The organism is Labrys okinawensis, assembly GCF_047345005.1.
GTDB lineage: Bacteria > Pseudomonadota > Alphaproteobacteria > Rhizobiales > Labraceae > Labrys > Labrys okinawensis.
In genome coordinates this window covers 5,882,752-5,908,700 of sequence record NZ_CP178864.1, presented here as the reverse complement: position 1 = coordinate 5,908,700, position 25,949 = coordinate 5,882,752, and the positions used below count along the sequence as shown (strand labels likewise).

The following is a 25,949-nucleotide window of genomic DNA, read 5'->3' as shown; positions in this document are numbered from 1 at the left end:
GCCATGAACCGTGAATTCCTTGAGCTCTACAATCGCGAGCTTGGCATTCTCAAGGAGGATGCAAGGCAGTTCGCGGCCGAGTTTCCAGGCGTTGCAGAGCGTCTGGGAGGGCTTCTGGAGAACAACACCGACCCGATGATCGGCGGGCTGCTCGAAGGCGCCGCCTATCTCGCCTCTCGCGTGCAGCTCAAGCTCAAGCACGAATATGCCGAGTTCACGGATAATCTGCTTGATCAGCTCGTGCCCGACTATCTGGCGCCCGTGCCATCGGCCGCGCTGCTGCGGATCGAACCGCCTTATGGCGACCCCAATCTCAAGGACGGCATGAAGATCGCCGCGGGCTCCTATGCGGACGCCCGTTTCGTCGAGCGGGAGCGCCGCATAGCCTGCAAGTATCGCCTCTCCTCCGAAATCACCCTGTGGCCGTTCGAGCTTGCCCAGGCCGAGTTCCTGAACGGGCCTGCGGCATTGCAAGCTCTGGGCATCGAAACCATCCCGGCCAGCCAATCGGGCCTGAAGCTTTCCCTTTTGCGGCGGTCGGCCGCTGATCGCCAGATGGAGCCGGCCGACAAGCAAGTGGCGCAGAAGGCCGATTGGTGGTTTGCAAATTGCCGCACGGACGAGCTGCCGTTTCATATCGTCTGCAACGAAGGCGATGCTGTCAGGCTTCACGAGAAGCTGTTTGCGAGCACGACCGGGATCTACTTTCGCTATCTCGACGAGGCTGGCGATCCCATTATCGTCCCTCTGCCCAAGACCTGCCTCGCGCAGCTCGGCTTTGACCTGGACGAACCTCTGTTTCCTTGCGACAGGCGGGTCTTCAGCGGGTTCGATCTGCTGCGCGAATATTTCGTGCTGCCGGCAAAGTTTCTTGGATTCAAACTGACAAATCTGCGGCCCATTCTGTCCGCCATAAAGACCAACCGGTGCGACATCGTCATCGCCTTCAACCAGGGCGATAGCCGGCTTCAGTCCGTGGTGAGGGCCGAGAGTTTTGCATTATACGCCGCCCCCGCCTCGAACCTGTTCGAGATGCAACTGGCACGCGTGCCAGTGAAGGACAATGAGCACGAATATCACGTCGTCACCGACCGCTCGCGCCACCTCGATTTCGAGGCCCACCGCCTCATCAAGATGCAAGCGCATGTCACCGGCAGCGGCGACCGGATGGAGGTATATCCGCTCTACGCAGCGCCACCGCTTGGCGTCTCCGAAACGCGGACGATTTTCTACACCGTGCGGCGCAGGCCTCGCCGTCGCTCGCAGGAGGAACGGCGTACCGGTCAGCCGACCCAATATGTGGGCAGCGACATGTTCGTGATGCTCACCAATCACCGCGACAGGGAGGATGGGCTCAATGTCGCCGAGCTCAGCCTGCGGGCGCTTTGTTCGAACCGCCACCTGACCGAGCATCTGCCTGTCGGACAGGGGGGCGCGGATTTCATTCTCGAAGACAAGACCACGCTCAGGGTCAATTGCATCGTCGGGCCGACCCTGCCCCGCGATTCCATCGTGACCGATCCCGATTCGCGAACGCATCATGCTGCAGGTGGCACATCGGCCTGGCGGCTCATCAGCATGCTGAGCCTCAACCATCTGGGCCTGACGGGCTACGGGACGCAGGATTCGGCCGCATCGCTGCGTGAAATCCTCTCGCTCTTTGCCAATCACAGCAACGCCGCCATCGAGCGGCGCATCCAGGGCATCCTCTCGGTCGAAAGCAAGCCGATCAATCGACGCATTCGCCAGCGCAACGGAGCGGGTGTCGTCCGCGGACTCGAGATTACGGTCACGCTCGATGAAAAGCATTTCGAAGGCAGCGGCATCTTCCTGCTGGGCGCCATCCTCGATCGGTTCTTTGCCGAATATGTCGGCCTCAACACTGTCGTGGAAACAGTTATTCGCTCGACCGAGCGCGGCGAGATCATGCGCTGGCCGGCGCAGCTTGGGCGGCGGCATCACCTATGAGCGACACCAGCCAATTTCCGGGCGAAGCGGGGGCCTATGACCTCCTCGATCTCCTGCGTCGTCTGGAGCATCTCGCCGCCGCCAAACCCCGTATCGGCGAAAGCGGCTCATCCGCCGAGGCCGTGACGGCGCTCGGCCAGCAGCCCCATATCGATTTTGCCGATTCCAATGTCAGCCGCGTCGGGACGCGAGAGGATGGCAGGTTCGAAATCGAGAGCCGCTTCCTCGGCATGCTGGGCCCGCAAGGTGCGCTGCCGCTGCACACCACGTATGAGGCGACCCATTGGGCCAATATGCGCGACGTGGCGTTCGCGCGCTTCCTGGACATCTTCAACAATCGCTTCCAGCAATTGTTCTTTCGGGCCTGGGCCAATGCCCGGCCGGTGGTTCAGGCCGACCGGCCGGGGGAAAATCAGTTCCTCACCTATATCGGCGCGATGGTCGGAATCGGAACGCCGCCGATGCGCGGTCGCGGCCACCTGCACGATTTCTCCAAACTGGCGCTTGCCGGCCTGATGGCGCCTTCAGTCAAGAGCGCCTCGCGGATCGAAGGCATGCTTGGCTGGCTCTTCGATGCCAAGGTCAAGGTGCAGGAGTTCGTTGGCGTCTGGCTGCCGCTGGAGGAGCGCGAACAGGCGGTTCTGGCGGCAGGCAGTTGCGCGCTGGGCGTCGACAGCATCATCGGGCGGTCGGCCTACAGCCTCAAGGACAAGTTCCGGATCAGGCTGCAAGTCGAAGATCTGAATGAACTCGAAACCTTCCTGCCTGATGGCATTCACTTCGAGCCCCTGGCGGACGCCATACGCTTCTACCTGGGCGACAGCTTTATCTACGATGTCGAATTCGGCCTGGCGGAAAGCAAGACCAGGCCCGCGCAGCTCGGTGGCTTTGGCCGCCTGGGCTGGACCTGCTGGATGGGCAAGCAGGATCGCCCTGACACCGCTTCCGATCGCATTCGTTGGGACTGCCACTTTCACCCCGCTGAAATCCGCACCTCATAGCGCAGCAAATCCTCAGAAGGGTCGTTTCCATGGCCGATGTCAGCCTCGAGGTCCTCACCGGGAAGCTCAACCCGCTCGGGTACGAAACATTCATGCAGGCCTTCCGCCTGGCCCAGGGCGCCGGCAACCGCAATCTGGAGCTTGCGCATTGGCTGCAGGCGGTTCTCCAGGCGGACCGAAGCGACATTGTCTTGACGGTCGAACATTTCAAGCTCGACGGCGGCAGGCTGCTGACCGATCTCAGTGCTGCCGCGGCCGGCTTCGCCATGAACAAGACCGAGCTGCCGGGCTTTTCAGACGATATTTTCGATGCCCTCAGCCAGGGCTGGAATTATGCGACACTCCTGTTTGGCGAGACGCAGGTCAGGACCGGCCACGTGCTCGCCGCGATACTGAAGGAACCGCGCCTCGCCCGCAAACTGCATGATCTCTCCAAGCAGTTCCGGATGATCGACGTGGAGCAGCTCACCAACGAGCATCGCAAGATCTGGGCTCAATCGGCTGAGGAGAATATGCGGCCGATGGACGGCTCGGGGCCGGTCGCCAAAGGCGCGGGCGGCGAGGCCGCGCAGGGGCCCAAGGGCACCACCGCCCTCGACCGTTTCGCGATCGACCTGACACAGCGTGCCGCGAGCGGCGAAATGGACCCAATCGTCGGCCGCGACGAGGAAATCCGCCAGGTCATCGACGTCCTCATGCGGCGGCGGCAAAACAATCCCATCCTCACCGGGGAGGCGGGCGTCGGCAAGACAGCCGTGGTCGAAGGCTTTGCTCAGCGTATTGCGGCCGGCGACGTGCCGCCGCCCCTCAAGGGAAATCTGCTCTACGCGCTCGACATTGGCCTGATGCAGGCCGGAGCCTCGATGAAGGGCGAGTTCGAGCAGCGGCTGCGTTCGGTGATCGATCAGGTCCAGGCTTCGGCAACGCCGATCATCCTGTTCATCGACGAGGCGCACACGCTGATCGGCGCCGGCGGAGCGGCAGGAACCGGCGATGCCGCCAATCTGCTCAAGCCGGCGCTGGCGCGCGGCACACTCAAGACCATCGCCGCCACGACCTGGTCCGAGTACCGGCAGCATATCGAGAAGGACCCGGCACTGACGCGGCGCTTCCAGCCGATCAATGTCGGTGAGCCAGGCATCGAGCAATGCTGCAATATGATGCGCGGCCTGCTGGCGCCGATGGAGAAGCATCACAACGTCCATATTTCCGACGACGCCGTGGTTGCCGCCGTCAAGCTGTCGAGCCGTTATATCCCCTCGCGGCAATTGCCGGACAAGGCCGTCAGCCTGCTCGACACGGCCGCGGCGCGCGTGGCCGTCTCGCAAAATGCGACGCCGGCGGCCGTCGAAGATGCGCGCGTGGCCGTTGCCGCCGGCGAGCGGGAACTGCAGGCGCTGGAACGCGAACGCGATATCGGCAATGTCGATGAGAAGCGTATCGGGGAGGTAAAGGAGGTCATCGCGCAGGCCAAGGCTAGGCAGGAAACGCTCGAGAAGGCCTGGAACGACGAGAAGGCCATCGTCGAGAACCTCATGGCCGCCCGCCGCCAGATCATCGAGGGCGGACCGGAGGCCGAGGCGGCGCGTGAGAAGCTCGCCGGCGTCATGGCTGAACTGGCTGCCATCGATCCCGAAAAGCGAATGGTCTATCCCTTTGTCGACGAGCAGCCCGTCGCCTCCGTGGTCTCGGACTGGACTGGCATTCCCGTCGGCCGCATGGTGAAGGACGAGGTCGAGACCGTCCTCAATCTCGGCGATATCCTGGCCAAGCGCGTGGTCGGCCAGGACCATGGCCTGAGGATGATCGCCAAGCGCATCCAGACCAATCGCGCCAAGCTCGACAATCCCGACAAGCCCATCGGCGTCTTCATGCTCGCCGGCCCGTCCGGCGTCGGCAAGACGGAAACGGCACTCGCGCTCGCCGAAGCTCTCTATGGTGGCGAGCAGAACATGATCACCATCAACATGTCGGAGTTCCAGGAAGCGCATACGGTGTCGACGCTGAAGGGTGCTCCTCCCGGCTATGTCGGCTACGGCGAGGGCGGCAGGCTCACCGAAGCGGTGCGCCGCCGGCCTTACAGCGTCGTGCTGCTTGATGAGGTGGAGAAGGCTCATCCCGATGTGCACGAGATCTTCTTCCAGGTCTTCGACAAGGGGGTGATGGAGGATGGCTCGGGCCGCCGCATCGATTTCAAGAACACCCTGATCATTCTCACCACCAATGCCGGTACCGAGATGATCATGGACGCCGCGGCGCGCGACGGCGACAAGCCGGAACCGGAGGCGCTGGCAACCGATCTGAAGCCCTATCTCCTGCAGGTCTTTCCGCCAGCGCTGCTGGGCCGCATCGTCACCATCCCCTATTACCCGCTGTCCGGGGACATGCTGGGTGCCATCGTGCGGCTTCAGCTCAACCGTATCGGCAAGCGGATCCGCGACAATCATGGCGCGGCGTTCGTCTATGACGATGCCGTGGTCGAGAAGATCGTGTCCCTGTGCAACGACCCCGACTCGGGCGGTCGCATGGTGGACAACATCGTCACCAACACGCTGCTGCCTGCCCTGTCGCAACAGATCCTCGGCAAGGCGATCGCCGGCAAGGAGATCGAGGAAGCGCGTGTCGAGCTGAAGGAGGGCGAGTTCGCATACGCAGTAAGCTGAACGACGCGCCTTGGTCCGACCTATCTCCCCAGGCAGGATCGAAACAACGCATGCGGCCCGTGAGAACCGTGCCGAGCGGGTCTTTGAGGAAGAGGAGCTCGGTCCGGATCTTCCCACGGTCATCCAACCAAGCCTTCGGCTTGGTTGCGAGAATGACGCCCATGCGCTTGCCGGTCAATTGCGCCAGAACGCGATCAGGGCCGCGGTATTGTGTTCGTCAGGCCGTCCAGAAGTCGGCCGGGACCTGCAGGCCCTCACGATCGGCGCGCTCGCCGATGGACCAATAGGGCGTGGCGTAGCGCGACAGCTCTTGCACAGCCGTGTTCGTCACCGAGTTGTAGGTCTCTTCCAGCCCCTGGGGAGGATTTTTCACGATGCCGTCGATCTCCGGATCGTTCGTCGATGAGAGTTGCATATCCGCCACCGTGAACGCTTTTGCGACCATTGATCCCGTGCAAACGCCTCGGTTCCATTTGAACCTTGCGAGCCAGATGATGTTCCAGGAAATATAGGCCAGGATTTGTACTTTTCGTTCTCGGCTTCGGAATACGAATGCTGTCACAGCTTCAAATTGATGAGATGCTTCAAATAAATAATTCGTGCTTCTTGCGAGACTGTTTGGAAATCTCAGGGGAGTTCTACTGTTTGGATGGTCATCCATATCTATAGTAATATTCTGCAAATCCTTGTTGTCTTTCTTCCAGGCTGCAAATCGCCTGGGATTCGTGAATGGCATGCAGTTTGTCAGGGTGCCATCATCATCCTTTGCCTCTCCGCTATCGAGCAGGAACCTGTCGACGCGGGCAGCCGGCAGGAGAGGCGGGGCCGCGAGATCGTGTACGATTGCTCCATCCTGAGCCTTTGAGCCGACATAGGTATTGCGCCATCGAGTATCACGGGCGACCTGGATGAAGTGGAAATCTATGTTTTCCATGTATGTCCAGTCGGACTGATCGAATATGGCGTCGACACTGCCCTTGATATTGATGGCACTTGTGGTTCGGGAGTCGGGAATATCCCTCGCTGCGCCCAGCAGACTCGCATGATTGCGTTCAAGATGCAGCACGGCCGCTTTGCCATCCCGAGATATACTCACCGATGGAACGGATCCCTCGGTATTGACGGTCATTCTTGCGGTTTTCTCGAAGATCTTCATGAAGCACCTTCGGTCGTGTAGAACGTGGCTGTCATCGCCGATCTTGAGGACCGGCCGAATTCGCCTTGTTGGTTTGCCGCATGTGGGACCTGTCAATGAGCAATAAGAGTATGGAGCTTGATGATTGGACAGGCCATCCCCCAGATTAGGGGGTGTCCAAGGCAGGCTCGAGTTGATAATCTGCGGGCATGGGACAACCCGCTTCACGCATGGGCGATATGCACGTCTGTCCGCAGGTGACGGTGCTGGTGCCGCATGTCGGCGGCCCGATCGTGATGGGGTCGTTCAATGTCCTCACCGGGAAGCAGCCGCAGGCGCGGGTTGGCGACCTTTGCATTTGCGTCGGCCCGCCGGACGTGATCGCGCTGGGGTCCATGACCGTCCTGGTGAACAGTCAGATGGCGGCGCGTATCGGCGACCTCACCGTTCATGGCGGCACGATTGTAGGCATGTGCCCGACGGTCCTCATCGGCGGATAGATGGCTGGAGCGTTTGCCTTCGGATCCAGTCACCAAGAATCGCCGAATGCATTTTGGTGCCAACGAGTTAAACTGAAAATGCGTTCCCGCCCGAATGCATCTTGCTCTATTGGTCGCGCAGCTTCACGAATCCCACGGCTGTCGTGACGTCCTTCGTATTCGCGATCTCCGTCAGGAAAGGCGCGATGAAATCATCCGCCGTGAAGGCATCCTGCGAGTTTATGCTGATCAACGGCCTTGAAGAGGCGACGGCGAACACCAGCATGGGATAGAAGGGCGGGCGGCTTTCGCCATCGACCTTGGCCGGCGAGGTAAGGCTAAGCCCGGCCTCCATCTCGCCTGTCTTCATGGTGATGCAGGAAGCGCAAAGGCGGTTGATGTTCTGGATGCCGCCCTGGTGGTCCATCACGAACAGATAGATGTTGCGCTCGCCCGCCCCGGTGACTGAAACGGTCAGCGGGTCTCCCGTCTTGCCCGTATCCGCATCGCTGCCGCGGATTTCAGACTTGCTCAAGGCGAGGTTCAGCGGCGGGCCCCCTGGAACCGACATGCGCTTCAGCGCGCTGACAAAGCCGCATTGCGGGTCGGCGACGGGATCGAGCGTCACGTCCGGCGTAAAGCCGGCCTTTTGCTTGAACGCATCGATGAAATTCTGGCCCGACGCCGATGTCCCAAGCGCAGTAATGGTCGCCGAGGTGGCGGTCACATTATCCGCCGTGGCCGCAAAACAGCTATTCGCGCCGAAGCCAGTCACGAAATCCTGGAGCACCGCCGGAGAAAGCGAGGCGACGATCGGCGGTTTGGCCTTGTCTATGACGGCCTTCGCCTTGGTCAGGAGATCGTCGGGACAATCGGCCCCGCATTGGTCGACGAACCGCCTGAGCGCGGCAACATTCGAGCCGGCAACCGTAAGCTGGGCGGCCAGGCGATCATGGCGCGCCGCCTGCTGTTTGAGCGTAGCGATCTGCTGCTGGGCTTGCTTTGCGATATCATCCGGGCAGTCCGCTCCGCACTGATCTAGGAAGCCTTGCAAGGCAGCCATATTCTGGCCTGCGCCCGAGAGCTGCGCGACCAGGCTATCGTGGCGCGCCGTCTGCAGTTTCAGGGTATCGATCCGCTGTCGGGCTTGCTTTGCAAGATCATCCGGGCAGTCGGCGCCGCACTGATCGAGGAAGCTTTGAAGGGCAGCCATGTTCTGGCCCGCGCCCGAGAGCTGCGCAGTCAGGCTATCGCGCCGCGTCGCCTGCTCCTTCTGACCATTGATCTGTGCCTGAGCTCGCTGGGAGAGATCGCCGGGACAATCCGCGCCGCACTGATCGAGAAATCTTTGCAGGGCGGAACTATCCTGGCCAGCGGCCGAAAGCTGGGCCGCCAGGCGATCGTGGCGCGCCGCCTGCTCCTTAAGGCCATTGATCCGCGTCTGTGCCTGTTGGGCGAGATCGGCCGGGCAGTTCGCGCCGCACTGATCGAGGAAGTTTTGCAGGGCGGTCATGTCCTGGCCGGCGACCGAAAGTTGGGCCGCCAGCCGATCGCGGCGAGTGGCCCGTCCCTTGAGGGCATTGATCTGTTCCTGGGCCTGCCGGCCGAGGTCACTAGGACAATCGGCGCCGCACTGGTCGAGGAAGCTTCGCAGGGCGGCTATGTCCTGGCCGGCGGCCGCCAGCTGCGCCGCCAGTCTATCATGGCGGGCAGCCTGCTCCTTCAGGGTGTTGATCCGCTGCTGAGCCTGTTTGGCAAGATCATCCGGGCAGTTGGCGCCGCATTGATCGAGGAAGCTCTGGAGGGCCGCACTGTCCTGGCCAGCAGCCGAAAGCTGCGCCGCCAGTCTATCATGGCGGGCAGCTTGCTCCTTCACGGTGTTGATCCGCTGCTGAGCCTGTTTAGCCAGGTCATCCGGGCAGTCGGCGCCGCATTGATCGAGGAAGTTCTGCAGGGCAGATCTATCCTGGCCAGCGGCCGCCAGCTGCCCGGCCAAGCGATCACGGCGGGCAGCCTGCTCCTTCGCGGTGTTGATCCGCTGCTGAGCCTGTTTGGCAAGATCATCCGGGCAATCGGCGCCGCATTGATCCAGGAAGCTCTGGAGGGCAGCACTATCCTGGCCGGCGGCCGACAGCTGCCCCGCCAGGCGATCGTGGCGAGCAGCCTGCAAGGCAGCCTTATCCTGGTTGTTATCGTCCGGCGGCTTGTTGTCTGGCTGTTTGGCGATAGGCGTTTCGTTCGAAAACATATTGCCGTGCGTGTAGATCCAGCCGCCCAACGCACCGATGCCGATCACTGCCAGCATGGCGATGGCGAAAATGCTGTTGCGCAGGGCATTGGAAGGCTTTGGCGGCTTAGCCTGTGCCGCATTGGAGACGGCAGCCTTCGGCTTTTCGGCTTTCGACTTGGACGATGGCTGGTCGTCGGGCCAGTCTCGGATGGCCGCCATGTCGGCGGGCCGCTTGGCCGGTTCGGGCGTCAGCATCGCCGACAGCACCGGATGGAACTGCTTGGGGATGCCGCTGAGATCGGGCACGGTGCGGCGTTTCTCGATGATGTCGACCTGCGTTCCACTCATCTCGAGCGGGCGGCCGCGCATGGCTGCCGCCATCACCAGCGCAAGGCTGTAAATATCCGATTTTGGCGTGACCTCGCCGCCGTAGAGGCCGAGCTGTTCGGGCGAAACGAAGTTGTATTTTCCCGCAAAGCTGCCGCCCAGCAGCGTTTCCCCGCCTACATTGGCGGAACGAGCAATGCCAAAGTCGATGATCTTGGCATTCTGGACCAGGCCGCCCGGCAAGATGACATTGTCGGGCGACATGTCGCGATGAATGACACCAGCCGCATGCGCCCGATGCAGACCATCTGCGAGCCGGCGCAGCAGCGGCATGAATTCCGATGCGGGGAGCGGAGCATTCTTCACATGCGCGGCGAGAGAGGGGCCGTCGACGAACTCCATTGCCAGATAGGGCCGCGAAATCGCCGGATCGATCGAGAAGACGTAATAGCGGACGATAGCGTCGTGATAGAGGTGGTTGAGGATGCGAGCTTCCTTGCGGAACAGCCCCAGAATCGTCTCGTCCTGGGCAAATTCGGGCAGGACGATCTTGATCGCGACCGGATCGCCGGTCTGGATGTTGTGGCCCTTGAACACCTCGCCCATACCGCCGACGCCGAGAAGTGAATCGATGCGGTAGGTCTGATTGAGTTCCGTGCCGATGCTTACGGCCGAGCCGCGCATCGCGATTCGGGTTCTGTCATCGTCCACATGCGGCTCCATCGGCGATCATTATCGCGTCTTACTCTCAGCATGATTGATCAGCAATCGAAAAAGTCTTTTTATAGCAATGAGTTAACTCGTAAATCTGCTCCTGCCGGGACGCATTTTGCTTTAGCGCATCACAAGCGTTGTTGCCCCTTTGGCGACGACGTTGACGACGACAACGGAGATGTTGTCCTTGCCTCCGCGCGCCAGAGCGAGCTCGAGAAGCTCGTGGCTTGCCTGGTTTGCGCTGAGCCTGCTGCTCCTCGCGAGGATTTCCTCATCGTTCACGTGGCCGGTCAGGCCATCGCTGCACAGCACAAAACAATCGCCCGACCTTACCACACCGCTCGCATGCTCCAGTTGAAAATCGTCGATGGCGCCGACCGCACGGGTGATCACATTCCGGCGTGGCCAGGTTGCCGCTTCAGCCTTGCTGATCACGCCGCGATCCACCAATTCCTGGACTTCGGTATGGTCATGCGAGAGCTGCTCTATGCCGCCTTCCCGCACCAGATAACATCGAGAGTCACCGGCCCAGAGGCAGCAATAATTGGCCTTGTGGATCAGCAGAGCTGCAACCGTCGAACCGACAAGCCGGTCGGCGCTGCCATTGGACCTCGCCAGGAGCTCCGTGTTGACAGCGCCGATGCCATGTCGGAAGGCCTCGGTGAGTTCCATCAGGGAGGCGCCCTTGCCGAGGCCTCGCGCCGTATCTGCGATCATCGCACTGGCAAGATTGCCGTCGCGGTGGCCGCCCATGCCATCGGCCACAAGCCAGATGCCACGCTCGCCGTCGGTAAAGATACTGTCCTCGTTGACGGGACGCACATTGCCCGGATGCGTGATCGCGGCTGTTTCGAACTTGAGCTTGTCACCAGTTGGCCACGGGTCCATCAGACCATCTCCCCCGTCATGAGGAATGCGAAGAACTGGGCGCTGGGCTTGCCCTCGACGACCACGAGCCTGGCCGGATGCCCACCCTCGCCGCCATGCGTCCACCAATAGCTGCGCCCCCCGTTTCGTGCTTCCCCATCCGCCATGTCGAGCGAACGGAAGGCGTCGGCGACCGGCGTGTCTCCGGCGGGCCACAGGAGCAGGCCGCTGTCTCTCTGGGGCGGCGGCACGCGCGGCGCAGTAGGCGGGAAGGGAAGTTCCGCGAGCAGGTCGGATGGCTCACGCTCGAAGCGATCGTCCAGCATGTGAAGCAGGAAGCGTTCACAATCCTCGTGCCAGTGATCGAGCCCTCGCGAGGGCGGCGGCTCCAGATATAGGTCGGGGGTTTCGCAGGCACAGACCGTCAGCGGGAAGTAGCGGCCGACCCCGTCCACGGACGCCATCAACGCGCCGGTAACCGCATTTCCGAAGATCCGCCGGCCACACCAGAAGCGCCAGATCGGAAAGCCCAGGAATATCTCCTGCCAGCGGCCGCCGAGCGCATGCCGGCTGGCGGCGACGGCGGCCTGGAGCCACTCCTCCCACTGATCGAGAAACGGCCGCTGCATGTTGTAGGAGACGAAGTCCCGCTTCGATGGCAATTTCCCGAACATTGCGCATGTTGTCATTGCTAGAGATCCGAGGGGCAGGCGAATTTAAGCTGCGAGAGGATCGTGAACGGGTTGTCGAGCGTGTCGAAGGTCAATTGATAGGTGACTTCCCGGCCGCTGACCACGAAACGCGCCGTGGCCTTGTTGCCGGATTGACGCAGGGCGCCCTGTTGCAGCAGGCGATACAGGGCCCAGGCGCCGGTGAAGCGGAGGGCAGGCGTGGTGCCGTCGCTCTCCGGCATGGTGATCGAGGCCGTGCCATCCGGCGAACTTCCCGGCCATTCGAAATCGCCGCGCGAGACCACGCCGAACGGGCTGTCCAGTTTCGTGCCATTGACCTCGAATGTTACCGATGCGGTCTTCTGGCTCATCGACTGTGTGACCAGGGCGAATTTCACATTGGGTGCGCTGCCCTGGCCGCCGAAGAAGGCTTCCTTGATGCGGGCGGCGTTCTGGAACTGGCGCAGCGACTCCGACGAGAGCGCCTGGCTGAATTTCGAGTTTTGCTTCCAGTCCCAGGCTGCGCCCGAGGTGTCCACGAGACCCGCTAGCTTTTCCCGGAAGAAGGTGTCGAAGACGCCGTTCGGTCCGAACAGCCGGCCGAATTCTCCCATCGGCACGTCCTGTTTGCTGTTCGGCGCGAACGGATATTTGTTGCTGGTGATATTGAGGCATTCGCGGGTTACCGAGCCATTCAGGTCGCCCTTGAGGTCGGCCACCTTCTCCCCGATTATCTTCTGCTCGAACTCGGCCATGGCATCGCGGAACATGGTGTCGAACGGCGTTTCGAGCCGTGACGAACTGGTGGCGATGGAGCCCAGGAAGGTCTGCATATTCTGCCGGGCCTGCACGGCTCTTTCAAAATTCTGTTCGTCGATCAGGCTCTGGTACAGGCCCTTGAGCTGCTCGACGAGCAGGTCAATCTGGGTCTTGTCGCCATTCTTCGCCGCGAGTTCGTGATAGCGGCGGAAATGTTCCTGGATGATGGCGCCCGGCACGAAGGGCGCGTCCACATCGCCGCCGCGGCCGGTGGACTTCTTGGCGGCATCGAGGCCGATGGCCGCCATGTTTCCGAGCTTGCCCGCAGCCCTGGTGGCAGCCCTTGTGGCAACCTTGCCCGCAGCCTCCGCGAGCTTGTCGGAGACGTCATTGCCAGTCGCCGCGTCCCTCGCCTCCGTCAGCTTGGTCTCCGATGAAATCGACTCGAGCAGCAGCTTGATCGGCGACGCCGCGCCTGTGGCGGCTCGAAGCGTCGTATAGGTCGGCTTGTCGGCCGCGAAACTGTTGAGCTTCAGCCGTCCCAGAGCCGTTGTCCACGCCTTGATGAATTCCTGGTCGTAGATGCGGAAGAGATCAGGGCCGAGATTGGCATATTGCGAGTCGATGGCCTGACTGCTGCCGGCGTCCCCGAGCACCCAGCGCTCGTTCTGCAGCAGTGATATCACCGCTGTCATCTTGTCGAGGAACAGGGTGTAGAAGCCGTCATAGGTGAACAGCGCCTGGACGCCCACGCTTTCGATGGGAGAGCCGTCATTGGTGGCGAACACCACCGCGGCGTCGGGTCCGGCATGGCCTGCTACGGTCCAATCCTTGACCCTCTGGTCATGCGCGGTCGACTTGATGATCGCGAAGGCGCGCTCGGCGAGCGACAGCCGCGTCAGTGCGACCTGGCTCGATTTGACGAGATCACCGTCGAGGGCAATCGGGCGTGGGGGAACTCCGTCGACGTTGAGCATGGCATCGAGATGCGCGCTCAGGCTGTCGCGGGCTGCCTTGTTGGGCTCGCCCGGATAGAGATTCTCCCAATCGCCCTGCATCCAGCCTTCGATCAGGGCGGTGTCGACGGGAATGTTGGGATCGCCGCCAAGCATCATGTAGACCTTGAGGGGCTCATAGAGCTGGTCGGGCTTGTCCTGCAGATCGGCAAGCCGCTTTTCAAGGTGGAAGAGGATGCGCGGGCGCAGCAGCCGGTCGAGCCCATCGCGGTAGGCCGCAACGCTTGCCGTACCTACGCGCTTGTGCTGCCCCAGCCCCAGCGTTTCGCTGATCTGCGGGTCGGTATCGACCTTGTCATAGCCCCACGGAAAGTTCCTGAGATTGTCGAGCGGCTTGATGATCCGCTGGAAATCGGCGTCGTTGACGGGATCCTCGTCGAGCAGCGATGCCGTGTCGTTGGCATAGGAGGCCACGGCGACATTGGTCCTGTCGATCAGGGACTTGTTGGCATAGTAGCTGTTGAACCAGCCGGCGAGCGCCGCCAGCGTCACGCCTGCGACGAGGACGTAGCCCGAAGTCTGCAGCAGAAACCTGCGGCGCACCGCGGCCGCGTTGGTGGACACCCACCCGGCTTCCCCAAACACGACCTTGGTCAGAAGATGCTCGAGGAAATAGCTCTTCGCCCGCCCCGAATAGGCGATGCTGGCGCCTGCCTGCAGGCCGAGATCCCGCGACAGCGAGCCCAGCAACTGGTCGATCGGTGTGCCCTCCTGGGTGCCGGAGGTGAAGTAGAAGCCGCGCAGCGCCGCACTGGTCTGGTAGCGCGTAGGCTCGAAGATCTGGGCAAGGAAGCGGGTGATAGTGGGCTTGAGCGTGGCCAACTGGGACGGCAGGCCCATGAGCCGCACGCGCGACACGGGATCCGGCTCCTCCTGCAGGCGGTCCGGCAGTTCGGTGGTGAGCCTGGAGATCAGGAGATCGATCTCGGGCCCGACATCCCCGACACGATTTTCCTTCTTGTTCTTGGTCTGGAAGGTCGCGCCCCAGACGGCCTTGCGCTCCTCGGGGTCGAGATTGCCGAAATATTCCATGAAACCGGCGATAAGGTCGGCCTTGGTGAAGATGACGTAGACCGGAAAATCGACCTGCAGGCGGTTGTTGAGCTCGGCCAGGCGCTTGCGGATGGCAACCGCATGAGCACCGAGATCCGCCTCCTTCATCGCCAGCATGTCGCCGATGCTGATGGCCACCAGCACGCCATTGATCGGCTGGCGTTCGCGATGGCGCTTCAGGAGATCGAGAAAGGCGAGCCAGCTCTTGCGGTCGGATTCGGTGTCGGAATCCTGCGTGGTGTAGCGGCCGGCGGTGTCGATGAAGACGGCGTCCTCGGTGAACCACCAATCGCAATAGCGCGTGCCGCCGCTGCCGGCGATCGGGCCGGCATGAGCGGCCAGCGGAAATTTGAGGCCGCAATTCATCAGGGCCGTGGTCTTGCCCGCCCCAGGCGGCCCGACGATCAGATACCAGGGCAGTTCATAGAGGAAGTCGCCCTTGGCCCGCCGCGAGCCCTTGAGGGTAAGCAAGGCGTCGCGCATCTTCTCGGCCAGCACGGCGGAGTCGGAGCCATCGTCCTCGGGCTCCTGTACGGCGATATTCTCGGCAAGCGCCCGGGCGGACTGGCTGTGCTTGTAGATGCGATAGGCCAGCCAGCCGAAATAGATCGCCAGGACCAGCACCATCAATGCCAGCCGCAGCCAGGGATTGGCAAACGGCTCGACGCCCGCGAACGCAATGATCGGCAGCACGAACCAGATCACCGCGCACAGGGCAATGACGGCCAGAAGACTGACGATGAGGATGATCCAGCGCTTCATCACATGTCCTCGCGCGGGATGAACACTTCGACACGCCGGTTCCTGGCCCGGCCTTCGGCGGTGTTGCTCATGTCGATCGGCGCTGTGTCGGCAAGCCCGGCCGTGGTCAGGCGCTTGGGATCGGAGACACCCTGGACGAGGATCTGCTCAACCGCCTGCGCACGCTGCTCGGAGAGCTGCTGGTTGTCCTTGTACCTGACGGTTGCGCGCACCGGCGTGTTGTCGGTATGCCCCACGATACGGATCTGGCCCGGCTCCTTCTCGAGCGCGGCGGCAATATGGCCGATGACCGGAACGGCGTCGGCGCGCACGGTGGTGCTGCCCTTGTCGAACAGGGAATCGTTCAGGAGGCGCACGACGATGTCCTTGCCGTAATAGTCGGCGGACACCTTCTTGGCGGCGATGTCGTCCTTCAGGCGCTCGCGGATGCGCTCGAGCTGGGTGGTGACTTTGACCGGCGGCGGTGGGGGCGGCGGCGCCGGAACAGTCCTGTAGATGTGGATGTCCGAGTTGGGATGGAGCGTCAGCAGTGCCGCACTGGCCGTGTCGGACAGATCGCCGAGCAGCCAGCGAAAGACCAGGAAGCTGAGCAGGAGCAGTCCCGCCGCCACGGAGGTAACCGCCCAGACCGGCACCGCCCGCCGCACATAGGCGGCGGCGATGTCCTGGCCTCGCCAGTGCGGCGAGATATGGTCGGTCACGCGCGCCTCGCGGGCGCGCAGCGTCTCATAGACGTCGCGGCGGATTTGCTGATGCTGGACGTCGCCGCCCGCGACGCGATACTTGCCTTCAAAGCCCAGCGACATGCAGGCATGCATGAGGCCGAGAAGATTGTGGTTGATTTGCGGGTTTTGCCGCAGCTTGGTCAGCTCGTCGAAAAATCCCACGCCGCTGTCGCGAACCTGGAAGTAGCGGCTCAGCATGCTGTACTGCGTCCACAGGTTGCGGTCGGAGCTCGGCAGGTTCTGGACGATATCGTCCGCCGTGGCGCACACGACATATTTGGCTGTGCGAACCTGCGGTTCCGGAATGTTCTGCGCGTGGAGCGCCGTTTCGAAGTTCTCGATCCCTAGCGCCACCGTATTCATCATGGGCGCGACCTGGGGGACCTGTCTCGCGATGCGGATATTGGCGAGCACCAGGAGCAATGGCATTGCCGCTTCGAGGATGGGATTGGGGCCACCCGTCTTGTCGCTGGCGCCCAGCGATGCGAGATCGATCGCCGAAGGTCCGGGCGGCAACGGGGCCTGCTGCAGAGGCGTTTGGGGCACGGGTTGATAGGGCGGCGGCGGATTTCCAGCGCCGGCTGCGACACGCGCACCGCCCCAGATGTCCTGGGCTGGAGCAGGGGTAGAGGATGGAGCCTCGCCGGCATAGGGCATGGCGCGGCCGTCCCGTCGGCCCCCGGGATTGGGCTTGATGACCGTCTTTTCGGATTCGGGGTTAGACCCGAACGGGCCCTTGCCGTTCGTCATTGGCCCACATCCTATTTAGCGTCTTCCTTGACCACCCACAGATTGAGCTCAAGTCCCGGCCAGTCGCCCGAGAAGTGCATGCCGATGCCGCTTGCCGTGCTGAATTCGGGCCATAGCGGCGACATGCGGTCGAGCGCGAAATAGACGTGGCTGGTGATCGCCCGGATTTGCGCCGGCGGCGTCGGCAGATGAATGAGCGCGATGCCGGGAAGGTGCGCGTGCACGATCTCGTTCATGCGCGTATTGGGGCCCACCTTGAAGAGAGCAGGAAACTGCGTCTGCAGTTCGGTGAGGGAGCGCTGCGCCGCCACTTCCAGAACGAAGGTCGAGGCCCGGAACAGGTTGCGGTCGGTGACCGTCGCCAGGAAGGCATTCGTTGCCTTTTCGACGATTTCGAGGCGGATGGCGCGGCTGATGTCGACGCTTAGGAAGCGCTGGATGTCCGCCAAAACAGGCGCGAAGGTGCCGCCGGGATTGTCGTGGTCATAGGCCGGATATTCGTTGGCGCGCCGCTCGCGAGTGGAGTAGGTGGCCAACTCGCCGGCAAGGCGCAACAGCTCGACATAGAGCCGCTCAGGATGGGTGTATTTCGAGCGTCGCATGTGCCGCAAAGCGGGAATTTCGCGATTCAGCATCTGCAGAACAAAATAGTCCACGCTCTGCATGCCGCTGCTGGAACGCGGGTCCGAGGCGAAGCGGGCCAGTTCGTCGAGCTTGGTTTCCACCCAGCCGATTACGCGATCAAGCCAGCCGGTGACGGTGGCGTGCGCGCCGACCACCAGAACCGGCGGCGCAAAACGCTCGTCGAAGACGATGGTCTTGTCATTGACCTCGATGATCCGGGCGCAGAGCATGTTGACGAAGCCCGGTTTTGCCGTCCTGCGGATCTCATAGCTGAAGCGCGGCACCGCGATATCGATCTCTTCCTCGATCTGCATCGCGGAAGCGGCATCGATCAGGGTCTCCGAATTGACCACATAGCGGCTGCCGCTCTCCGACTCCGGTTCGTCGACCTCGCGGCTGTTGGGTTGGGCCATTGGCATGCACAGCCAGATGAAGAGCCCGGCAGCATTTTCGGGCACGGCGGCGGGCGGCGGCGGCGGGCAGTCGCCCGGAAACCGGAACGGCGTTCCGTCCGGCAGGATGCCGGCGGCGCGGCGCAAGCCGAACTTGCTTTGCTGTGCCAGGTCGCGATCGATCTCGACCTCGCTGTACCCCCAGGGATAGGGCGTGATCTGGCCGGTACGGCTCTCAAGCAAATGCTCAAGATAGCGGTCGCCCTGCTGCAAGTGATGCGGCCGGAGGAACAAGCCCTCTGACCAAACGACTTTGCTATACCAGGACATTTGCGAGCCGCCCGAAGGATCTGGATGTGTGATTGCCAGGCCTGGCAAACGTATCGCAAGGCCTCACCAAAAAAGCTATCGGCCGTTGCCCGAGCGAATTCTCACGGCTCATTCCAAACTCTGCCACAGGACCTGAGGAAGTCAAGCTGTTCGCCATTTTACACCCGACCGACCTTCGCAGGTTAGAAGAAGCGTCTGGATTATTCCTCCCCCATTGTGAGGTAGACAGAAGCGAGCGCTGCGGATACCAAATTGTTCAAGCGCATGGTGCAGTCGATTGATGCGGTTGATACTGTCTCTTGGATGCCGGCCGTGGCGCAGGTTTGGCCTCGCCATGGTTCTGTTCGGCTTGTTGCTTGCACAGGGTGGCAAGGCCCAGGCGGCGTTCAAAGTGTGCAACCAATCGGTGACACTGTACAATGTCGCCATCGGCGCCGAGATCAACGATAAGTTCAAGACGGAGGGCTGGTGGACGTTGCCGGCCAGTACCTGCGTTACGCCTATCAAGGAGGATCTGGACGTCCTCAGGCTCAGATATGTTTATATCTATGCAACGACTGCGACGGGCGACAGCGCATTCGAGGGCAACTGGGATATGTGCGTCGATACCAAGCGCTTCGAGATCGAAAAGATCCAGGACCAGCCCTGGGATTGCTGGGTGCGCGGCTTCGTGCAGGCCAAATTCAAGGAGGTCGACACCGGCAATGCCAGCTCATGGACGGTGTTCATACGTGGCAGCGCGCCCTAGGCAGGTTCCGGAAAGGCCGATCTCCGACTGTATATGATATTATCGAAGGGTATTCTTGAAACCATAAAGTCCGCAGACGCCAGCCATGGACGAGAAGACAGTCATAGCCGGAAAGACCGGTTCCGGGCCGACCGACCGTACAATCCCACCGCCGGCGACGCCGGGGGCTAAGTCTCCCGCGGAAGATGGCAACGCAACGATCATCGTGCCGGCCCGGCCCGCGGCGGCGCGGCCCGCCAGGAAAGCCGCGAAGTCCACGAACGAGGCTGCCCCGCCGGCGGACGGCGGGGCCAAGATCGCCAAGAAGACCCCCGAGAAACCCGCCGCACCGGTCGTCCGCCGGGCCGGCGCCATGGTTTATGTCTCGATGCTGGCGGCCTTGCTGTTCCTGGGTATCGGCTCGGCCCTGACGACAATCTACCTGTTCTCGTCCAATCGAAATCAACAGCAGGCCGCGGTGTCCGACAGCGACCTTGCAGCGAACCTGGTCGCCATCCAGACCCCGGACAGCGAGGCCGAAGACGAGGCTCTGATCCGGGCGGCGATCAAACCGCGCATCATCGACTTGAGCGGCGATCCGGTGATCGTGCCTCAGCTCGCCAGCGCCCCGCGCCAGCTGCTCAAGCTGGCAAGCGCTCCGCAACGCGCGGCAGTGAGCGATCTGGGCATCAAGAACGATGTCTTCCGGCTGAAGGATGTACTCGATCTGCCCACTCCCGCTTCCCAGGTCGCGATGATGGGGTCGCAGGAAGACATCGCCGTCGCGCAGGATGCCCCTACGCAAGCCTCGGCCGACAGTACGGGCGATGGGGATAGCGCGGAGGGAACATCGCAAATTGCGGCGTCGGGCTCCAGTCCGGGCGACAGGGTTACGGACTTCGCCCAGACAGCCAAGGCCTCGATCTCTCTCCCCGATGCTCTCAAGGGCCTCGGCCTCGACCCAGGGCAGGCGACCGCGGCAGGCGGCGCCTTCAATTCCTTCTACGGCCGCGAGAGCCTGCAGACCGGCGACCGCTACGCGGTGCGGGCCGTCGCGATCGACGGCGATCCCAGCCATATGCAGCCCGTGCAGGTTTCTGTCTACAGCAAGAGCGATCTGGTCGGCTCGATCGCCCTCAATGACGTCGGCGCCTATGCAAAGTCGGAAGATCCCTGGTACCAGCGCGATCCGTTCGCGGCGCCGCTGGTGCCGGTGCAGCCGGATCCGGAAGATCAGCCGCGCCTGCTCGACGCGATCTATGTCACGGCGCTCCGCAACCGGCTGCCCACGCCGGTGGTCGGCGAAACGATCATGCTGCTGTCCCGGGCGCAGGATCTCGAGCAGAAGGTGCAGCCGGGCGACACCATCACGATCATCTACTCCCCGGTCGCCCGTGATGCGAAACAGGGCCTCGGCCGCATCGTTTTCGTGAGCATCGGCCGCACCACGGGCAACCTCGATTGCTATGTGATGCAATCGCAGCCGGGCGCGCAATATGAATGCGTCTCGTCCGGCGGGCAGGCCAGCGTGCCCGACGGCAGCATGGTCACGCCCGTCAGCGGCGTGATTGCCGCCAGGTTCGGACCGCAGGGGGCCGACAATGCCGCCGCCGGGTCGCAGATGAACTACGGCATCGACTGGACGGCGCCCGCCGGCTCGCCCGTGGTTGCGGCCTTCGATGGGCAGGTCACCGCGATCGGCAACGAGACCGGCTTCGGCACGGTGGTGCGATTGTCGCATGATGGCGGCAAGACCTCCATGTATGGCTATCTTGCCCGTGCGGCGACGGGGCTGGCCGTCGGCAGCGCCGTCAAGGCCGGCCAGGTCATCGGCTATGTCGGCACGCCGCCCACAAGCCGCGAGCCGCGGCTGCATTTCGAGGTCCGCAACAATGGCGTGCCGGTCGACCCCGTCGCGGAGGTGCAGGCCAATACCGGCACCAACAGCGCCGTGGACCAGTTCGTCGGCCAGATCATCCACATTGAAAGCGCTAACAAATGCAATGCCAGCAACCCGCTCTCGACGGCGGTCGGGCTTGGCCAGTTCATCGAATCGACCTGGATGACGACGATCAAGCTCCACCGTCCGGATCTGCTGGTTGGCCACACCCGCCAGGAGGTGCTGGCGATGCGCACCAATTGCGATCTCTCGCGAGCGATGACAACCGCTTTCACGCGCGACAATGCCGCCGTCGTCCGGGCGGCCGGTCATCCCGTCACCCCCGGCAATTTGTATCTGGCGCATTTTCTCGGTGTCGGCGGCGCTGTAAAAGTGCTGGGAAGCCAGCCGAATCTGCAGATTTCGGACGTGTTCGGCGCCGCGCATGTACGCGCCAATCCCTTCGAGGCGGGAAAGACGATCGGCTATCTTATCTCGTGGGCGGCAAAGAAGATGGGCTCCGTACTCTCCGGCGGCTCAACACCGTCCCAGGATTCAGGGACCGGCACCGCCACGGCCAACAACGAACCTCTGGCGAAGTTCGCCAGCGATCCCCTCTTCGCCGCGCTCAAGACGAGCGTAACGGCCTTGCTGCAGTAGTCTGCGTTCGAGAAGTGCCTTGACGGTTCGAGCAACCACTTGCCGACAAGCGCGTCATAATTCTCTTGCCTTACGCACGAAGTCGGCGAGTTCGCGGTTGAATCGCGGGGTGTCCTCGATGAAGGGGGCGTGCCCAGTCTCGGGGTACCAGGACGCATTTCCAGTTCGACATGTTTTGAGGATGTGGTCCCCCATTGCCGGGAGGATCACCCTGTCGCTCAGACCCTGAGTCACAAGGACGGGCCGTTCCAATGAGCGCAAGACGTCATCGGAGTCGATCACGCGAGTGACAAGGGCGGCTCGTACCTTTGGCGGCACCACCATGTTCCAGCTGAGGGCGATCTCGTACTCGTCGCGCGGGAGCGGCCGCGCGGTGCAGCCGCGCACGAATGCGCGCATTGCCTGGATATTGGAGGGTAAATCGTCGGCGGTCGCGCCTGGTACGTGATCAAGGAAGCAGGGCCCGATAAGCACCCCGAACGCGGCCCTGTCGAGTGTTACCGCTGCACCTACGAAGTTGATCCCTGCAATGGCGTCCTGACCATATGCGCGGATATAGTCACAGATGACGAAGCCCCCATAGGACCACCCGACGAGAACGGGATGCCTCAGTCCGAGTTGTTCGACGATGGCGGCAATATCATCTGCCCATGCCTGGGATTGCGTATAGTGGTCGCCCGCCTCGGGCGCTTCCGACATGCCGTGGCCGCGGAGATCAAATGCGACGAGGCGGAAAGCGCTCGCAAGTTCGCTCTCATACTGCTTGAGCCAGCAAATATGACTCTGTGACCACCCATGGATGAAGAGGATGGCTGGTGCATCGGCTTTGCCCCATTCCCGCACATGCAGTCTCACGCCATTCCCGCCGGTCACGGAATGAATCTTCATCTCGATGCTCCATTCACCAGAGCAAAGCGCGTCTAAGTGTAAACGCTGCTCTGCTCTAACTCTTTGTTTCGACGCGTCTTTGAGATTCTTGCCGAGGCCGGTAAATCGCAATGTGCCTCAAACCCGATCTCGATGATCGCCGACCTGCATTGGAAGCAGTGTTGTTGCTTGTGTTGAAAAATGCGGCTGAAACGTTGGAATACTCGCTGCTGGAGCGCCCTCGGAACATCGCCCCGCGAGTAGTCAGCCGAGCCGATCGGTCATTTTGGATTGGCGACTGAGATGAAGGATGTGACTTCTCGCAGGAAGTCGCCGAAGGCCGGCTCGTCGCCGAGGAGAATATGGTTTGCGCTGTTGAGATCTACGAAGCGCGCGCCCGGTATGCCAGCCGCCAGGGCCCTGCCTTCCTCGAACGGGACTGCTGCATCATTCCTGGCATGCAGGACCAAAGTCGGAACGCTGACTTCTCGCAAGATTGCCGAAACATCCATGTCGCCAAAGGCATGGTGCAGTCGACTGGCATTGGCCGGCGAGGCCGTCTCCTTCTGCAGGTCATTGAACCAAGCCATCTGCTTGCGGCTTGCGCCCGGAATGAAAGCTTCGGTGAACAACTGCCGGAATGCCGGGTTGTCCTTGCCCCATCCCTCGCGGATCAATGTCGTCATGGCTTCATGAATGTCGATCTCGCGGTGGTTCCCCCGCCTTCGCCAACCCCTTGCATATCCGCCATAGAGAACCAGGTGCGATACCCGCTCAGGATGCCGGACGACGTAGGCCACCGAGACAGCACAGCTTTGCGAGACGCCAAGCAGTGGGAACCCGTTCAGGCCACTGGCATCGGCCACACTCTCCAGATCGGAAACCATCGCGGCAAGGGATAGGTCATCGGCATTCCAATCGGAGAGGCCGTTGCCCCGCTCGTCGTATCGAATGAGCGTGTTCTCTCTCGACAGCGAATCGATCCAGTGTCGCCACACCGGGCTTTCCCATTCATATTGCAGATGCGACATCCAATGCGCCGCACGAAGAATGGGTGGACCCCTCCCTGAAACGGCGTAGGCAATTCGCACGCCGTCCGGACTCCTGCAATATCGTATCGCCTGGGACTGCTGGTGTTCACTGAGGCTGGGATATTCATCGGGAAGGCTGGCCTCATGTGGCGTCTCAAGGCTAGCCGATCTCAGTCGCGTTGTATCTTGTCGAGCCGACGTGGCGAGCGATCTCATTTCCGATGACACGTGCACGTCGGTCGGATCCATGGACTGCAGGGCTCGGGCGTACGGAAGCGCCCGTTCCGGTTCGCTGCGCAGCCGTTCTACAAGCACCTGCAGGATCAGTGATCTGGTGCGATCCAATGCGTCGGCGTGAAATATGCGCCAAGCCTCGAACACGGGGCAACGAGGCAGTTCGAGGCCCTCAAGAAACCGCCCCCGGAACTCGGCGGCCAGCGTTTCCAGATCTGAGGTGCCAAGGGCACGCACGTCTTTCGCCGTGATGTGGGCGACGTGCTGCAAATCGACGTCAAGCTTTTCGACGTCAAGAGATACGCTGCTTCGGTCGGTTCCGAGGCAGGACTTCTCGTCGTCTTCGTTGATAACCCGCCTAAGCTTTGAGAGGCTCCACCTCAGCGAAGCTCTCGGATCGTCTGGCGCCTCCCAGAACATATCACATAGATGGTCGCGCCGTTGGCGCCGGTTCACCACAGCCAGGTAGGCGAGGAGAGCGCGCGTCTTCTTTGACTGGGGCAGGGGAATTTCCTTGGCGTCCCGCAGGACCACCAATTCGCCCAGCACCTTGATCTGCAGCGGGCTCTTCATGTGAAACGCCCAATTGCTTGTAACAGTCTATAGCAGATGTTGCCTTGTGAGAATTTCCCTGGTCCTGTTCCGACCCCGATAATACATCGCCGCCGACCTTGGTTAATTTACGAGGCAATCAGCAATATGATCGTGCATCAGTACCGATAAAATAAAGCAGCCACACCTATGAATGCCTGTTGCGCGTGGAGGCGCTCAGCTTGTCGTACTGTTCAGCGTAGAGATCGAGGAAGGCCCCGAGCATGCCATGCTCGCGGCGGCCCACTCGTGCGAGCCAGCGTTCGGTATAGACATCCCAATATCGGCTCTTGCCGGAGGACAGCAGGGATTTCTTGCTGTCCCCGGCGCTCTTGATCGCCTCAGGCGACAATTCGTCGAAGAGTTCCGTGAGAGCCGCCTGCATCGACGCCAGGAAGGCGACCTGGTGCATCTTGAGGTCCCCAAAGGCGTTATCGAGCGCCGTCCTGGCGTCGAGGTAGCCCCGGGTCTTCGGACCGAGCATCACCCGCAACGCCTCTTCGGGAGTCGGCATGAATTTCAAGGGATTGTTGTCGTCGGCACTGATCATCGTGCGGTTGCCGCTGCGCGACAGAGCCTTGGCCTCGGCCCTGGCGCGCAGCATCGCCATGACATGCAGGCAGGCGAGATTCAGGAGCCGGCCGGCCTCCTCGGCCACATCGCCGGCATCCGCGCCCATGAGAAGGCCCTCGGGGATCCCTGCGCCCGCTGCAAACCGGCGAATGAACTCGCTTGATCCGGTATCTGCCGAAGGCGAGGGCGCCGGTGTGCTGCGAGCCATGGCCGGCTTCGGCGCGTCGATCGGATCCTTGGGGATGAACGCAGCCGCAGGCGCCTCGTTCGCAGGTGGCCTGGCCCTGGAGGGTGGGGCCGGAAGGTCGTCATCGCTCCCCCACGGGCTGCCGGCCGGCGGTGGTGCGGGAAAGGCAGGCGTCGGCTTGCGTATCGGTTCCGGCTCCTCGAAAGGCGGCGGCACATAGGCTGCCTGATGCAGGAAGTCCGGCCCTTGCTCGGCTTCCCGCAACGGCGGCAAGAGTTCGCGGGCATCGATGGGAGGGGGGGCCTCACGCGGGCTATCCCAGATGTCTGAGCCCGCTGACGGTTGGCTGGGGCTCTGGGCGAAGGAGGGCGAAGCCGGCTGCGCAAGCGGCGGAGGGGCTTGCGCAAGCTTGACGGATACGGCCAGCACATATTCGCCGACAGACAGTCTGTCGCCATCAGCCAGGCGGTAGGGGCTTTGCAGGCGCTTGCTGGCGCCATTGAGAAAGGTGCCGTTCGTCGACGTATCCGTCAGCCAATAGGCGCCATCATAGAAGCGGACTTCGCAATGCTTGCCGGAGATCACCCGGTTTCGATCCGGCAGTGTCCAGTCCAGATGCTGGTCTCGCCCGAAATCGAAACCGCGCTTGTCGATCGTGAACTCCAGCGGCCCGCCGTCCGGCAGGCGATCATAGTTCTCGATCCTCAGCGTCAGCATGGCTTGTATGAAATCCT

Annotated in this window: 16 protein-coding genes; 6 read left to right on the top strand and 10 right to left on the bottom strand. The window is 62.2% G+C overall.

What is annotated here, in order from left to right; translation table 11 throughout:
- Positions 1-3 precede the first annotated feature (3 nt).
- Genes tssF through tssH form a run of 3 tightly spaced genes read left to right on the top strand, consistent with a single transcriptional unit; the run spans position 4 to position 5,632 of the window.
- A complete protein-coding gene (tssF, locus tag ACMDCR_RS27560; RefSeq protein WP_413989675.1) occupies positions 4-1,968 on the top strand; it encodes a type VI secretion system baseplate subunit TssF in 1,965 nt (654 codons plus the stop codon).
- The gene (tssG, locus tag ACMDCR_RS27555) at positions 1,965-2,969 is read left to right on the top strand and encodes a type VI secretion system baseplate subunit TssG (protein WP_413989674.1); all 1,005 of its coding nucleotides are present in this window, start codon (positions 1,965-1,967) and stop codon (positions 2,967-2,969) included. The genes tssF and tssG overlap by 4 nt, the downstream gene beginning before the upstream one ends.
- Positions 2,970-2,998: 29 nt before the next feature.
- Positions 2,999-5,632 carry a type VI secretion system ATPase TssH gene (tssH, locus tag ACMDCR_RS27550; RefSeq protein ID WP_413989673.1) on the top strand — a complete coding sequence of 878 codons (2,634 nt, stop codon included), beginning with the start codon at positions 2,999-3,001 and terminating at the stop codon, positions 5,630-5,632.
- Positions 5,633-5,849: 217 nt separating this feature from the next.
- Here the strand turns inward: tssH and ACMDCR_RS27545 are convergent, their stop codons facing one another.
- Entirely contained in the window at positions 5,850-6,788 is a 939-nt protein-coding gene (locus ACMDCR_RS27545) for a hypothetical protein (protein ID WP_413989672.1), read from the bottom strand.
- A gap of 188 nt (positions 6,789-6,976) precedes the next feature.
- On the opposite strand from ACMDCR_RS27545, the gene ACMDCR_RS27540 reads away from it, so the two are divergent.
- Complete coding sequence (locus tag ACMDCR_RS27540; RefSeq protein WP_413989671.1) at positions 6,977-7,267, top strand: PAAR domain-containing protein; 291 nt, start codon at positions 6,977-6,979, stop codon at positions 7,265-7,267.
- 106 nt (positions 7,268-7,373) lie between these two features.
- Here the strand turns inward: ACMDCR_RS27540 and ACMDCR_RS27535 are convergent, their stop codons facing one another.
- The 6 genes from ACMDCR_RS27535 to tssK form a co-directional block, all read right to left on the bottom strand.
- Positions 7,374-10,514, bottom strand: coding sequence for a protein kinase domain-containing protein (locus ACMDCR_RS27535; protein WP_413989670.1), 3,141 nt, complete (start codon positions 10,512-10,514; stop codon positions 7,374-7,376).
- 123 nt (positions 10,515-10,637) lie between these two features.
- Positions 10,638-11,405 carry a PP2C family protein-serine/threonine phosphatase gene (locus ACMDCR_RS27530; RefSeq protein ID WP_413989669.1) on the bottom strand — a complete coding sequence of 256 codons (768 nt, stop codon included), beginning with the start codon at positions 11,403-11,405 and terminating at the stop codon, positions 10,638-10,640.
- Entirely contained in the window at positions 11,405-12,073 is a 669-nt protein-coding gene (tagF, locus tag ACMDCR_RS27525) for a type VI secretion system-associated protein TagF (RefSeq protein ID WP_413989668.1), read from the bottom strand. The genes ACMDCR_RS27530 and tagF overlap by 1 nt, the downstream gene beginning before the upstream one ends.
- 2 nt (positions 12,074-12,075) lie before the next feature.
- Complete coding sequence (gene tssM, locus ACMDCR_RS27520; RefSeq protein WP_413989667.1) at positions 12,076-15,645, bottom strand: type VI secretion system membrane subunit TssM; 3,570 nt, start codon at positions 15,643-15,645, stop codon at positions 12,076-12,078.
- Positions 15,645-17,120 carry a type VI secretion system protein TssL, long form gene (gene tssL, locus ACMDCR_RS27515; protein ID WP_413989666.1) on the bottom strand — a complete coding sequence of 492 codons (1,476 nt, stop codon included), beginning with the start codon at positions 17,118-17,120 and terminating at the stop codon, positions 15,645-15,647. The genes tssM and tssL overlap by 1 nt, the downstream gene beginning before the upstream one ends.
- Before the next feature lie 11 nt (positions 17,121-17,131).
- A complete protein-coding gene (tssK, locus tag ACMDCR_RS27510; protein WP_413989665.1) occupies positions 17,132-18,466 on the bottom strand; it encodes a type VI secretion system baseplate subunit TssK in 1,335 nt (444 codons plus the stop codon).
- A gap of 334 nt (positions 18,467-18,800) precedes the next feature.
- Here tssK and ACMDCR_RS27505 point away from each other — a divergent pair, with 334 nt between their 5' ends.
- Positions 18,801-19,214: a DUF1036 domain-containing protein gene (locus ACMDCR_RS27505; protein ID WP_413989664.1), complete on the top strand. Its 414-nt coding sequence runs from the start codon at positions 18,801-18,803 to the stop codon at positions 19,212-19,214.
- Positions 19,215-19,299: 85 nt separating this feature from the next.
- On the top strand, positions 19,300-21,732 hold the full coding sequence (locus tag ACMDCR_RS27500) for a M23 family metallopeptidase (protein ID WP_413989663.1): 2,433 nt from the start codon (positions 19,300-19,302) through the stop codon (positions 21,730-21,732).
- 54 nt (positions 21,733-21,786) lie between these two features.
- On the opposite strand, the gene ACMDCR_RS27495 is transcribed toward ACMDCR_RS27500, so the two are convergent.
- The 3 genes from ACMDCR_RS27495 to tagH form a co-directional block, all read right to left on the bottom strand.
- Positions 21,787-22,620 carry an alpha/beta fold hydrolase gene (locus ACMDCR_RS27495; RefSeq protein ID WP_413989662.1) on the bottom strand — a complete coding sequence of 278 codons (834 nt, stop codon included), beginning with the start codon at positions 22,618-22,620 and terminating at the stop codon, positions 21,787-21,789.
- 260 nt (positions 22,621-22,880) lie between these two features.
- The gene (locus ACMDCR_RS27490; protein ID WP_413989661.1) at positions 22,881-24,437 is read right to left on the bottom strand and encodes an alpha/beta fold hydrolase; all 1,557 of its coding nucleotides are present in this window, start codon (positions 24,435-24,437) and stop codon (positions 22,881-22,883) included.
- A gap of 166 nt (positions 24,438-24,603) precedes the next feature.
- Positions 24,604-25,932, bottom strand: coding sequence for a type VI secretion system-associated FHA domain protein TagH (gene tagH, locus ACMDCR_RS27485; protein ID WP_413989660.1), 1,329 nt, complete (start codon positions 25,930-25,932; stop codon positions 24,604-24,606).
- Positions 25,933-25,949: the final 17 nt, after the last annotated feature.

Bases quoted from the DNA above. Each gene is read 5' to 3' on its own strand.
- tssH (WP_413989673.1), top strand. From the start codon at position 2,999: ATGGCCGATGTCAGCCTCGAGGTCCTCACCGGGAAGCTCAACCCGCTC.
- ACMDCR_RS27490 (WP_413989661.1), bottom strand. From the start codon at position 24,437: ATGAAGAGCCCGCTGCAGATCAAGGTGCTGGGCGAATTGGTGGTCCTG.
- tssG (WP_413989674.1), top strand. From the start codon at position 1,965: ATGAGCGACACCAGCCAATTTCCGGGCGAAGCGGGGGCCTATGACCTC.
- tssL (WP_413989666.1), bottom strand. From the start codon at position 17,120: ATGACGAACGGCAAGGGCCCGTTCGGGTCTAACCCCGAATCCGAAAAG.
- tagH (WP_413989660.1), bottom strand. From the start codon at position 25,932: ATGCTGACGCTGAGGATCGAGAACTATGATCGCCTGCCGGACGGCGGG.
- tagF (WP_413989668.1), bottom strand. From the start codon at position 12,073: ATGACAACATGCGCAATGTTCGGGAAATTGCCATCGAAGCGGGACTTC.
- tssF (WP_413989675.1), top strand. From the start codon at position 4: ATGAACCGTGAATTCCTTGAGCTCTACAATCGCGAGCTTGGCATTCTC.
- ACMDCR_RS27540 (WP_413989671.1), top strand. From the start codon at position 6,977: ATGGGACAACCCGCTTCACGCATGGGCGATATGCACGTCTGTCCGCAG.
- tssK (WP_413989665.1), bottom strand. From the start codon at position 18,466: ATGTCCTGGTATAGCAAAGTCGTTTGGTCAGAGGGCTTGTTCCTCCGG.
- ACMDCR_RS27530 (WP_413989669.1), bottom strand. From the start codon at position 11,405: ATGGACCCGTGGCCAACTGGTGACAAGCTCAAGTTCGAAACAGCCGCG.
- tssM (WP_413989667.1), bottom strand. From the start codon at position 15,645: ATGAAGCGCTGGATCATCCTCATCGTCAGTCTTCTGGCCGTCATTGCC.
- ACMDCR_RS27500 (WP_413989663.1), top strand. From the start codon at position 19,300: ATGGACGAGAAGACAGTCATAGCCGGAAAGACCGGTTCCGGGCCGACC.
- ACMDCR_RS27505 (WP_413989664.1), top strand. From the start codon at position 18,801: ATGGTTCTGTTCGGCTTGTTGCTTGCACAGGGTGGCAAGGCCCAGGCG.
- ACMDCR_RS27495 (WP_413989662.1), bottom strand. From the start codon at position 22,620: ATGAAGATTCATTCCGTGACCGGCGGGAATGGCGTGAGACTGCATGTG.
- ACMDCR_RS27545 (WP_413989672.1), bottom strand. From the start codon at position 6,788: ATGAAGATCTTCGAGAAAACCGCAAGAATGACCGTCAATACCGAGGGA.